We start from the raw sequence: 12,278 nt of genomic DNA on the forward strand, positions 1-12,278 counted from the left end.
AGTATGCAATCTTTGCTCATGGAAACAGATGCTCGCGGGATCTGCCGATTGACACTCAACCGGCCACAAACAGCCAATGCTTTTGACGAACAGCTGATCAGCGACCTTATCGACGCATTAGAGCACTTAGCCACCCTGCGTGATTGTCGAGTGTTGGTACTGCAAGGCGCGGGCAAACACTTCAGTGCTGGTGCAGATCTCAACTGGATGCAGCGCCAAGCAGAGATGGATTACGCCACCAACGTCGAAGATGCAGCACGGTTGGCGAAACTCATGCAAGTGTTGGATGAATTCCCTAAACCCACTATTGCGCTGGTACAAGGTGCCGCTTATGGCGGCGCCCTCGGCCTTATCTGCTGCTGCGACGTGGCATTGGCGACGGACTCTGCCCGCTTTTGCCTGAGCGAAGTCAAACTTGGGCTAATTCCGGCGGTCATTTCACCCTATGTGTGTCGCAGTATTGGCATGCGCCAAGCGAGGCGTTATGCGCTCACCGCAGAAACCATTGATGCCTTCACCGCTTTACAGCTTGGTCTTGTGCATCAACTCGCATCAGATTTATGCAGTAGTGCCGCGACGATTATCGATGCCGTTTTACAAGGCGGCCCTGAAGCTCAACAACAGTGCAAAGCATTACTCGCCAAAGTCGAAGATAAGAGTTTTGATGACTCGTTACGCATATTAACCACGCGCGCAATTGCCGATGCACGCTGTACCAGCGAAGCGCATGAAGGCATGAAAGCATTTTTTGAAAAGCGCAGCGCTAATTGGCGACTCTCTGGTGCAAGTTCAACGGAGGGACAGCATGGCTGAGCGCCGTATTCAAAAATTATTGATCGCAAACCGCGGAGAAATCGCTTGCCGTATTATCCGCAGTTGCCACAAATTAGCGATTCACGCTGTCGCCATCTATTCAGACACAGATCACAACGCCTGCCATGTAAAACAAGCAGATAGTGCTTATCGTGTTAGTGGAAACACGCCCGTTGCGGCGTATCTCAACGGAAAGGATATTATCGCGCTCGCATTGCAATGCGGCGCAGATGCGATCCATCCGGGTTATGGTTTTCTGTCAGAGAACGCCGAATTTGCCGAAGCATGTGAAGCAGCGGGCTTAATATTTGTCGGCCCGCCGGCCAGTGCCATTGCGGCTATGGGCAGTAAAAGCGCTGCGAAAACGATTATGCAGCACGCTGGCGTACCGCTGATCCCAGGCTATCATGGCAGTGAGCAAACACTCACTACACTGCTGGCGCAAGCTCAGGCTATCGGCTTTCCCATGCTAATCAAAGCAGCCTTTGGCGGCGGTGGTAAAGGCATGCGAGTCGTTAATAATCAGCAGGAGTTTGCAAATCAACTTGAGGCGGCCAAACGCGAAGCTAAGGCTGCATTTGGCGATGACAGCATGCTGCTGGAAAAATATATCGAGCAGCCACGCCATATTGAAGTGCAAATATTTGCCGATCAACACGGCCACTGTATCTATTTGGGTGACCGAGACTGCTCGCTACAGCGGCGCCATCAGAAAGTGATTGAAGAGGCGCCCGCGCCTTATTTGGCAGCAGCTACGCGCCAAGCCATGGGGCAAGCAGCGGTAGCCGCCGCCCAAGCAATTGATTATGTCGGCGCAGGTACTATCGAGTTTTTGCTGGATAGCCAACAACAGTTTTATTTTATGGAGATGAATACCCGACTGCAGGTCGAGCACCCGGTCACTGAAATGGTTACTGGTGTTGACCTCGTTGAGTGGCAATTGAATATTGCTGCAGGGCAAACTCTACCAATAGCGCAAGCTGACGTTACCATTACCGGGCATGCTGTAGAAGCCAGAATCTATGCCGAAGATCCGCAGCATCAATTTCTGCCGGCATCAGGACCTTTGCTTGCTCTAAAAACGCCACTCACGTCCGACGAATTGCGCATCGACTCAGGTGTGCAAGCGGGTGATGAAATCAGTCCCTATTACGATCCAATGATCGCCAAATTAATTGTCCACCAGCAAGACCGCAACAGTGCTTTGGCCCATCTACAACGAGCGCTTACGCAATATCAAATTGCCGGGGTTAAACACAACATCGCCTTTCTCACCGCGTTAGCGGGGCATTCTGAGTTTGCAGGTACTCACTTTAGTACCCACTTTATTGAGCAACATGCAACCGAGTTACTCAAATATCCAGCGAAGCAGCCATTGCTCGCGCTGGCGGCGTTAGCGTGTATTCTTCAACCGCAAAAAAGTGCAGCAACACCACTTGCCGGATTCAGAATTAACGCCAAACCCACTTGGAATCTTTACCTCGCGCCCAGTGATGCCAGCGATCTATATGGCTATCTCACAGTGCAACAAGACCGTAGTGGTAACTACTCGCTCATCATTGATGAACAGCCATATTCTGTGAGTGGCGAATTAGATCACCACACAAATGAACTACGCGCCAGCGTTAATGGTGCATGGATGTCTTGCCGGTTAACTTGGCATGAGCAGCAGCTCTATCTTAGCTATCAAGGACACACCTTTGAGTTCATTACGGCCGCGCCTGCAATTCGTCATAGTCAAACGGAACAACACAGTTTTGACGCACCAATGAATGGCACCATCGTGGCGCATCTAGTCGCCCCCGGTGAAACCGTGACTGCTGGCCAAGGCTTATTGGTGATGGAAGCGATGAAGATGGAGTATCAACTCAGCGCACCAACCGCTGGCTGTGTAGAAGCGTTTTGTTTTACACCGGGAGCACTGGTTAGCGAAGGTGAACGACTACTGCATTTTAGCGAAAGTGCCACTGCTAGCGATGAGCAAGAAACGCCGCTGGAGGATAGCCGCTAATGTATCCAAAGCAGATCAGCATTTACGAAGTGGGCCCGCGCGATGGACTGCAAAATGAAGCGCAGTTAGGCCTTGAGGCTAAGGTACAACTCATTAACGGCCTCAGCGCTTGTGGTCTAAAACGGATAGAAGCAGGCAGTTTTGTATCGCCTAAATGGGTGCCGCAGATGGCGGACTCGACAGCGGTATTGCAGCAAATCGAGCGACAGCAAAATGTCACCTACTCGGCACTCACACCTAACCTGAGCGGCTTTGAACAAGCGATTGCCGCGCACGTTAATGAAGTCGCAGTGTTCACTGCTGCCTCCGAAAGTTTTTGCCAACGCAATATCAACTGCAGCATCGCAGAATCACTCCGTCGCTTCGACACCATTTTTGTTGCAGCAAAAGCGGCTAACATCAAAGTGCGCGCCTATGTCTCTTGTGTGCTTGGTTGTCCATACGAAGGCGCCATTAATATTGAGCAAGTGGCGGCGGTCAGCCAAGCCCTAATCGACATGGGCGCCTATCAAGTCTCGCTTGGTGACACCATTGGAGTTGGCACGCCGCAAAACGCGCGGCAGATGCTCGATGCGGTGAGTCAGCGTATCGCCCCGCAGCAGTTAGCTCTGCATTTTCACGATACCTATGGCCAAGCGCTGGCGAATATTCTGGCATGCCTCGACAGTGGCATCAGCACGATTGATAGTGCAGTCGCTGGACTTGGAGGCTGCCCATACGCTCGCGGGGCCTCCGGCAATCTCGCCACCGAGGATCTGTTGTACATGTTGCATGGCTTAGGGATCGAAACCGGTGTAGACCTGCAACAACTGGCTAATGTCGGTCATAAAATCTGCCAGCAACTCGGCAAGCGTAGTAGCAGCAAAGTCAGCCAAGCACTGATGAATTGAGCTCAATGGAGGCAACATGGGCGGTTTAAACAAAGTGGTCACTAACTATCAACAAGCGCTGGCCGGATTGCAAAACGACATGACTATTATGGTCGGCGGCTTCGGTTTATGTGGCATACCTGAAGGGTTAATTGCGGAGATGGTGCGCATGCAAGTCACCGGATTAACCGCCATCTCCAACAACGCTGGCGTCGATGATTTTGGCCTTGGACTGTTACTGCAGCACAAACAGATCCGCACCATGATTGCGTCTTATGTTGGCGAAAACGCCCTATTTGAACAGCAGATGCTGAGCGGCGAGTTGGAGGTCATTTTGACACCGCAAGGCTCTTTGGCAGAAAAGATTCGCGCAGCTGGTGCTGGCATTCCGGCATTTTATACCGCCACAGGCTTTGGCACGCCAGTCGCGGACGGCAAAGAAACCCGCGAATTTAATGGCCGCCACTATGTGCTTGAACCTGCGCTATACGCCGATTTTGCGCTAATCAAGGCTTGGAAAGCCGATACCATGGGCAATCTTATTTATCGCCATACGGCGGCCAACTTTAACCCGGTAATGGCGACAGCCGGGCAAATCACCGTGGTTGAAGTGGAAGAACTTGTTGAACCCGGTGAGCTAGACCCAAATCAGATCCATACTCCCGGCATCTATGTTGATCGCCTGATCGTCGGCAGTTTTGAGAAACGAATCGAAAAACGCACGCTAAAAACACTCAGCTGAAACCTAATCCCACCGCTCACTTTTCACCAGCGAGATAGGAGTTTGATATGGCATTAACGCGAGAACAGATGGCCAAGCGGGTGGCTCAAGAATTACATGATGGCGATTATGTCAATTTGGGGATCGGCATTCCGACCTTAGTTGCCAACTATATTCCAGCCGATATAGACGTGATGTTGCAGTCGGAAAACGGCCTGTTGGGAATGGGCGAATTTCCCACCGAAGCAGAAGTGGATGCCGATCTGATTAACGCTGGCAAGCAAACAGTAACAGCGGTTGATGGCGCAGCGTTTTTCTCCAGTGCCGACAGCTTTGCCATGATCCGCGGCGGACATGTCGACTTAACGGTACTCGGTGCATTTGAAGTCGATGTTGAAGGCTCAATTGCCTCGTGGATGATCCCCGGCAAATTAGTTAAAGGCATGGGCGGCGCCATGGATTTAGTCGCCGGGGCACACAATATCATCGTTACTATGATGCATGCCGATAAAGCCGGAAACTCCAAATTATTGCCGCAATGTCAGTTGCCACTAACCGGCTATCGTTGTATTCAACGCGTACTGACCGATCTCGCATTACTGAAAATCGAAGATGGTGCATTTCATCTGCTAGAACGGGCGCCCGGAGTCTCAGTGGAAGAAATTCAGCAAAAAACCGCGGGTAAACTTATCTGCCCTAGACACGTTCCAGAGATAAAAGTTTAATTATGTTTAAAAACATAATGTTAACCATTTATTAGTCATCAGTGTTCTATTAAGCGAATCACAGTTTTCGACACTTATGCTTTCACATCATGGTCAAGTCACCTAAGGTGTCCGATTCGTTTTTGCTGCTGCTTAAATAACAAGCTAATGCAGCCATATTTGATCAATTCCGAACAGTAATCGCACCATATGGACACTTATCTTAGCTCACTGCTTTGCCTCGCAGCTGGCGGCTTGTTTTTAGTACGTAACCTCAGCCATCTGCTCAATGAAACGCAGCTGCGTTGTTATTTGCAACGTAGTCCAAAAGCCAAGCTTTGGGTCAACTACTTTGGTTTTGATCGCACCTTTTGCCTAGCACAGAAGCTATTACTGCCGCTTGGCTGTGTTGTTGGCTGTTGTTTGATATTGCTAGGTTGCTGGGACTTATTGAGGTTATCTGGCCTCTAGCAGGCGTATCACTTATTGACACTTCACGACTCGCACCAGCCCACGCATTGCTTACTTGGCTCAGCAGCGGTTATCACGTATAACCCTTGGAGTAATGAATATTCCTGTTCCCTGATCACGGAGTCAAGCAATGGCGCTAAGCACTGGCATGATGATTGGCCCACTACAACTCAAAGCGTTGCATATTCAAGATGCCGCAGCGTTCTTTGAGCATATCGAGCAGAACCGCGCTATCTACGAAGACACCATTCCATTTGTTAGCCGCACTCATTCACTCGAACAGGTGGCAGCGTTACTCAATGCCAATCTCGCTAAACAACAATGTGGCGAAGCCCTGTTTTATACCTTGTGGCACGAACAACAAATTGCCGGCTATCTGCTCGTGCGCGAAATAGAACCGCAAGCACGCTGGGCTGAAATCGGCTATATGCTGGGGCGTGAATGGCATGGCAAAGGTATTATGACGCTCGCCTGTAAGCTGCTGATAGAGCATCTGTTTACCACGCTGGCGATGGATAAAGTGGTGATCTGCTGCAATGACGATAACAAGGCCAGTATTACGATGGCACAACGTCTGGGGTTTACCCTTGAAGGTACGCTGCGACAATATTTCGTAGTTAACGGCGTACGCCGCAACATGTGTAGCTACGGCCTTCTAAAACATGAGTGGCAAGCCCTTTCAAATTAACAATGTAAATCCTTACTGAATAAGCTATACACAGCCACAACACTTCATTACAGCGGCGATATTGGCCGCACGATATAGTCATCCTTAGCGTCGTCAAACTGGCGATAACCTCTGTTCTGCTCCCCATAACAGGATGACTTAATGCCAAGCAATCGAATTTTCAGACTCACAGCGGCAGTGCTTACCGCCGCTGTTATCATCACGTTACCGACCGCCTGCAGCTCGGGCGGACACAAATCAGCCTGCGGTGGCAAAGGCGGTCACATGGGTGGCCCCGGCGGACATGGTGGCGGACCTGGCGGTGATATGGGAGGCCCAGGAGGTATGGGCGGGCCTGGAGGTGGTCCGGGTGGCTCTGATAGAATGGGCCGAGGCCAGCAAGGGAACTGCGATATTCAACAAAACGATCTGCTGGCATTACATCTGCCAATGGAAAGAAGCTCACGTTACTTTACTGATTTAGACCAACAAACTGCCGCAGTGAATGCTGCGATTGACCGCCTCTATGAACGCGGCGTGTTTGCCGGTTTTGCTAGTGAGTTTCAGCCGCAACAGAGCCTCAGCAGAGGCGATTTAGCCGCAATGCTTTATAACTATTACCATTATCGTGCCGATGGTGCGCAATATGATGATGTCAACGCCGATGCCTTTTACGCGGATGCGGCGCGTCATGGCCGAGCGGCGAAGATTTTCAAAGATACCTTTTCATTTTACGCCGATGTTTCCATTAGCCGGGAGCAAATCGCCGCGTGGATCTATCGCAGTGAATTGTTAACTGGCCTTGCCGCTGACAACGACAGTAACGCGCTGGAACAGATTGGGGATGCCGAAAACATCACCCTCGGCTATTCACAGGCCGTGGAAGTCATGCTCGATGAAAAATGGATGAGCAGTGACTATAACGGCAATTTTAATCCGCAGGCTTTGGTCACTCGAACTGAGATAATTCCGACTCTGTACCGCCTCGTCTTTCGTGATGAGTTCGCACGAGAGCAGCAACAAATGGCGCAACACAGCGGCAAACAAGCTCCTTCAGGAATGGGGATGCCACCACGGCGTTAATTTCGTTAGCGAATCGATAGTAAAAAAGAGCTGCGTTGGCAGCTCTTTTTTAGGTACGTCTTTCACATCCTACACACTTACTGCTGTAACCACTGCCGCAGGTCGTCAGTGAAGGCTTTTAGATTCGCCTCAACGGTATAGGCCATGTGCCCGCCCGGATAATATTTCAGCTGCACTTGAGACGCTGGCCATGGTTCCTGATTAAGCAAATACTCGGTCGCGCCTGTGGTGGTTTGGGTATCGTAATAACCCACGCCAACAATCAGTTGCAGCTTGGGAAACGCTTTAAACCCAGCAGTAATGCCATTGGCGTAAGGCCAATTACCGAAAGGCCCCGCTTTTGACCCCCAATCCCACTGTGCAAGCGAGCTAACCGGAGAAGACACCTGATAGCTATCCGCATTTACTACACCGAGTTCATTTGCGGCATATTGTTTAAACGCCTCAGATAACGGCGGATAAACCACCCCGGCACCATCAACCAACTGTCCCTGCTTTGGTGCTTTAGCGGTATAACGTCCGTCCGACCCACCTAATACTAACTGCTGCTGTTTGAGTAACTCCAAGCGGAATTGGTTTTTAGTCAAACGTAGATTATGTGCCAGATGAACTGCGGCACTCACACCTGTGTAAGCGGCCAGCTTGTCAGCTACCTGTTGGCGTTCAGCCGCAGAAGCACGATTACCGGCTAACAGAACGTGCAAATATTCACCTTCTGCGAACTTACCTACTTGCTCAAGAAACTGCGGCAAACTACGACCATTTTTTGCAACTTTATCGTGATACCAGCCCAGCGCCGCCAAGGTCTTCAGCGAGACCACATACGTCATGATATTGGCTGGACGTTGCGCGGTTTCAACAATATTCAGTGCCTGACCGAACAGATAGACGCCACGTAAGTTAAGCGCCGACGTTTCCTCGCTCAGTTGCTGTACCGCTGCTGCGGTACGCATAGTGCCGTAGCTTTCTCCCAGAATATAAATCGGTGACGATTCACGCTGATGACGCTGCAGCCAAGCATGAACAAAGGCCACAAACGCTTTGGCATCACTCACGTTGCCATAGTACTGCGCTGCATTATCTGCCTGCTCAATCTTGCTAAAGCCAGTGTTTCCCGGATCGTAAAACACAATATCAGCCACATCGAGTGGCGTGTAGTGATTGTCCACCACGGCAAAACTGGCAGGGTCTGCGTTAAGATCATCGGGAACAGCCAATCGCTTAGGCCCCAGCGCCAGCATATGCAGGTACACCGATGGTGAGATAGGACCACCATTAAACGCAAACAACACCGGCCGCTGCGCATCATTACCGACCAGATAACTGGTGCTGACCAATTCCACTGGATTATTTACAAGAGGTGACAGTGAAAACGACTCCACCACGGATTGATAATGCACAGAGTGCCCGGCAAACGTTCCCTGATGCTGCTTAATCACAGGCACAGAAAACTTTGCTGCAGACGCTGAAAACGCCGTTGCAGAGGTCGTAATGAGTACGCCAAACAGCGCTGTTTTAATCGAAAATTTCATCATAGTCCTTTACTCAAAATGGCACGCTGCCGGCCCTTGAGCATTAAACTGCCATTGCCAACCTGCCACTAATGGCCCACGTGGTAAGAAGCTGAAAGAGAGTGTTTGTTGTCCACGAGATACGGTAATTGCCATCTTTTTACTGCCATCCGCTTTTAGCTCAGTCAGTGGCGTCAGATGCAGAATTTTATCGCCATTAAGCAGCCCGGCTTTAGCGGCCTCACTGTCTTCACGCAATTTGAACACTTCACCAAGGCGCATCTCATCAAAGCCCAAATCAAACGGACGATATTGTGTGGCTTTAGCTTCGAGGCAACCAAAAGCGTTGGCTGACGGGACTTGTAGTGCACCTTGCGTCATCGCCGTAAAAGAGCTGACCGCTTTCTCACCCAACTCACGTTTGAGGATTTGCTGCCACTCAAGATTACCGATGATTTCACCCTGTTGCTGACGCTGATACACCTCCAACACTAAATCGTCCAAACGACGTTTTCCGTCTGAGGCTTGCAACAATTGCTGATTGAGTTCAAACAGATACATAAAGCCGCGACCATAAGGTACCTTTTGAGCGCGCGCATCTTTCCAGAATAGCTCTCCGGCCTCGTGATTGGTCATTTTTACGTAAGGATTCGCGTAATAGGCAGAAGCCCGCAGATTGATCTGCCGTAACCACTCATCAGGGCTGGCGATCCCCGCTCGCAGTGAGTTCAAAATGGCATAATACTCAGCAGTCCCTTCGGTATACCAAGCGGTTTCAGCATGGGGCTCGTCTGAGTTTAATCTTGGCCAGGTATGTGCCATTTCGTGGGCCAGCAGCAATTGCACACCTTCGGCGATGGTTTGCCCTTCACTGCCGTAACCAAACATAAAGGAATGCGCCAACCCCGTACCGCCTCCTGCGGGATAGGGATTGGAGCGGGCAAACACTCGGTAATCGCGTTTATCACCGAAAAAGTTGGCCATATAACGGTAAAACTTCTCAGTTTGCGGCGCCAACTGGCTCATATCAAATGGCGGTTTGTCGAGCCAATACATAGAAAAGTCACTATCGTCACTCGGCCACTGCGTGAGCATCCCCGCGCTGTAATAAGAAAAGCGCAGCGCTTCAGCGGGCATCACCGTATGCTGCTCACCCTCGCCGTAACTCCATACGCCACGGCTGCCTTTAGGCATATGCGACAGATCCCAACTAAGCGTTACGCTATAGGGCTGATGATCAGCAGGTAATGCCAGAAAATACACCCCTGCCCCCATCATACCTTGTTGCTGCGCACGCAGATCAAACAAGGGGCCATTGCGAGTACTGGCATCCGCCGCTCTAGGGGCGGTGTGATATTCGTAAGTTACGTCACCGACTGTCGCTCGGCTAGCATAATAGCGGCGGTACTGGCCACTGGGATCTGCGGGTAGCTCTTCACTGCTAATCGCTAAAATCCCTTTAGCATCACGGGCAATAATGTCAGTTGCTGAATATGCCGCAGTGGGCGTCGAAACTAATTCAATTGGCATAGTCAGCAACGACTCCCCTGCCGCGACATCAGGTGCTTGCTGCGTCAGACTAATCGCAACATCAGCGACTGTATGCTCGTTCATGGAGGGGGTAATGGTTAACGCTAAACTTGGCGGCGCATCAGCAGCCATCACTTGCAGGGTAAAGCCCGCCATCAGCGCCGTGCCCAATACAGATTTCAACTTCATTTGGCCTCCTGCGGCTGATACACAATACATTCCATTTCAGCAACGGCGCCCATGGCTAAGCCATTAACGCCGAAAGCGCTGCGGGCTGGTAATTTGTCAGCGGAAAAATAGCGCACATAGATGCGGTTGAAATCTTGCCACTTACTCATGTCAGCAATCATCACGGTACATTTAACGATGTCATCCATGTTGAAATGCAACTGTTCAGCGCGGGCTTTTAAGTTATCCATCAACTGCGTCACTTGGCGGTTAAACTCTGTAGGAATGGTGCCGTCTGGACGTCCACCAATCATGCCTGATAGATATAAGGTATCGCCCGCCTGCACCGCTTTTGAAAATGGAGCACCTTTAAGCGAATAGAACGTCGGGGCTTGAGCCAGCGCGGAACAGCTGAACGCCAGCAGCATCATACTCAGTAAAGACTTCATCTTAACGCTCCCAACAAACGCTCAACATCTGCAGCAGTGTTATAGAACGACGGCGCAATCCTTAAGTAATGGCGATAGACAGTGACACTCACGCCAGCTTTTTGCAGTTTGTCATAGATTGCTTTTGCGCCATCTTTAAACGCAAACGACACGATCGCTGACGTAGAATCTTGCGGAGTCATTGGCAGATAGCCGAGCTTTGGCATCTCTTGTTGCAGTTGTTGTAGTAACGGCTGACGCCACGCTTTGATATTGTCGAGGCCAAGCTGGTCTAGATAGGCTAACGAGTAGGCTAAAGCCGATACTGCGCCGTTTCCAAGCGTCCCGACACCGACAATGCCTGCCAATCCAGTTGTTGCTTGCGTTTCAATCAGCGGATAGCCGGGCGGATCAAATGGCATGTAATGGGTCGTCACTTTACCTTCTTGACGAAAACCAATTTGACTGCGCTTCAGCGCAGCTTGACTGTCGCGGCGCGCGTACATAATGCCAATGCCAAAGTCACCCATCAGCCACTTATAAGTGGAGCATGCCGCAAAGTCGACACCACTGGCATGCAGATCTATTGGGGTGTTGCCAGCGGCTTGGATAATGTCGGCATACACCATCACGCCTTTAGCATGGGCCATATCGCACACTGCTTTAAGATCATGCTCAAAGCCGCCCACGTTAGATACTAAAGTCAGCGCGATTAGGCGCGTATCGGGTTTGATCGCGTTGGCAATATCTTCCACATGAATGCGCTGGTCGCGCGCTTCGACAATGGCGTATTTCAGCCCTTGTTTAGCAAATTCGTTGTACATAAACAGCGAACCGCTGAAATGATAAACATCCGTAACCACACTGCCTTGTTGATGCAGTCCTAGCCCGTCAATAACAAGGTTTTCCGCCACCGTAGTGCTGGGCACCCATGCTAACTCGTCGGCGTCTGCGTTAAATAATTTGCCAAACAGTTTCATCGCAGTATCACGGTCACCACTCATATTGACCTGACGTTGCCCGGGATTCATCAAACGCGCATCCAAATACTGTTTGATAGCATCGGCAGCACCAGTTGATACAGGGTGCATGTAAGCACCGTTGAGATAACTGCCTTCAAACTCAAAGTCGGCACGACTGTTATTTAGGCCGGCATTAATCCGTTTACTCGTTGCTGCGCGAATAGGCGCACTAGAAAAAGCGCTGGCAACCCCTAGCGTTAGCGGCACTGCTGCCATTTTCCCCATCAGACTGCGACGTTGCAGGTCTACTGAGTTTTCAGCCATATCATGTTTCATATTC

General features: G+C 50.6%; 12 protein-coding genes. 8 read left to right on the forward strand and 4 right to left on the reverse strand.

What is annotated here, in order from left to right:
- Positions 1-3: 3 nt before the first annotated feature.
- The 8 genes from HR45_RS15255 to HR45_RS15290 all read left to right on the forward strand — a co-directional run bounded on the left by HR45_RS15255 (position 4) and on the right by HR45_RS15290 (position 7,339).
- The gene (locus tag HR45_RS15255) at positions 4-813 is read left to right on the forward strand and encodes an enoyl-CoA hydratase-related protein (protein ID WP_037444628.1); all 810 of its coding nucleotides are present in this window, start codon (positions 4-6) and stop codon (positions 811-813) included.
- Positions 806-2,824, forward strand: a complete 2,019-nt coding sequence (locus HR45_RS15260) for an acetyl/propionyl/methylcrotonyl-CoA carboxylase subunit alpha (RefSeq protein ID WP_037444630.1) — start codon at positions 806-808, stop codon at positions 2,822-2,824. The genes HR45_RS15255 and HR45_RS15260 overlap by 8 nt, the downstream gene beginning before the upstream one ends.
- Positions 2,824-3,714 (forward strand): hydroxymethylglutaryl-CoA lyase, encoded by an 891-nt coding sequence (locus HR45_RS15265; RefSeq protein WP_037444633.1) that lies wholly within the window; start codon positions 2,824-2,826, stop codon positions 3,712-3,714. Before HR45_RS15260 ends, HR45_RS15265 begins: the two co-directional genes overlap by 1 nt.
- 16 nt (positions 3,715-3,730) lie before the next feature.
- Complete coding sequence (locus tag HR45_RS15270) at positions 3,731-4,435, forward strand: CoA transferase subunit A (RefSeq protein WP_037444635.1); 705 nt, start codon at positions 3,731-3,733, stop codon at positions 4,433-4,435.
- 47 nt (positions 4,436-4,482) lie between these two features.
- Positions 4,483-5,139 carry a CoA transferase subunit B gene (locus HR45_RS15275; RefSeq protein WP_037444637.1) on the forward strand — a complete coding sequence of 219 codons (657 nt, stop codon included), beginning with the start codon at positions 4,483-4,485 and terminating at the stop codon, positions 5,137-5,139.
- A gap of 189 nt (positions 5,140-5,328) precedes the next feature.
- Positions 5,329-5,589, forward strand: a complete 261-nt coding sequence (locus tag HR45_RS15280) for a hypothetical protein (protein WP_037444639.1) — start codon at positions 5,329-5,331, stop codon at positions 5,587-5,589.
- A 130-nt stretch (positions 5,590-5,719) separates the two neighbouring features.
- Positions 5,720-6,277 carry a GNAT family N-acetyltransferase gene (locus tag HR45_RS15285; RefSeq protein WP_037444643.1) on the forward strand — a complete coding sequence of 186 codons (558 nt, stop codon included), beginning with the start codon at positions 5,720-5,722 and terminating at the stop codon, positions 6,275-6,277.
- 141 nt (positions 6,278-6,418) lie between these two features.
- Positions 6,419-7,339: an S-layer homology domain-containing protein gene (locus HR45_RS15290; protein ID WP_037444646.1), complete on the forward strand. Its 921-nt coding sequence runs from the start codon at positions 6,419-6,421 to the stop codon at positions 7,337-7,339.
- A 77-nt stretch (positions 7,340-7,416) separates the two neighbouring features.
- On the opposite strand, the gene HR45_RS15295 is transcribed toward HR45_RS15290, so the two are convergent.
- From HR45_RS15295 to HR45_RS15310, 4 genes are read right to left on the reverse strand one after another with little or no spacing between them, the layout of a single operon-like run.
- The gene (locus tag HR45_RS15295; protein WP_081933503.1) at positions 7,417-8,874 is read right to left on the reverse strand and encodes a S10 family peptidase; all 1,458 of its coding nucleotides are present in this window, start codon (positions 8,872-8,874) and stop codon (positions 7,417-7,419) included.
- A 6-nt stretch (positions 8,875-8,880) separates the two neighbouring features.
- Positions 8,881-10,569 (reverse strand): M61 metallopeptidase family protein, encoded by a 1,689-nt coding sequence (locus HR45_RS15300; protein WP_037444649.1) that lies wholly within the window; start codon positions 10,567-10,569, stop codon positions 8,881-8,883.
- On the reverse strand, positions 10,566-10,997 hold the full coding sequence (locus HR45_RS15305; RefSeq protein WP_037444651.1) for a RidA family protein: 432 nt from the start codon (positions 10,995-10,997) through the stop codon (positions 10,566-10,568). The genes HR45_RS15300 and HR45_RS15305 overlap by 4 nt, the downstream gene beginning before the upstream one ends.
- Positions 10,994-12,274, reverse strand: a complete 1,281-nt coding sequence (locus tag HR45_RS15310; RefSeq protein WP_052074786.1) for an aminotransferase class V-fold PLP-dependent enzyme — start codon at positions 12,272-12,274, stop codon at positions 10,994-10,996. The genes HR45_RS15305 and HR45_RS15310 overlap by 4 nt, the downstream gene beginning before the upstream one ends.
- Positions 12,275-12,278: the final 4 nt, after the last annotated feature.

It is taken from the genome of Shewanella mangrovi, assembly GCF_000753795.1.
Taxonomy (GTDB): Bacteria; Pseudomonadota; Gammaproteobacteria; order Enterobacterales; family Shewanellaceae; genus Shewanella; species Shewanella mangrovi.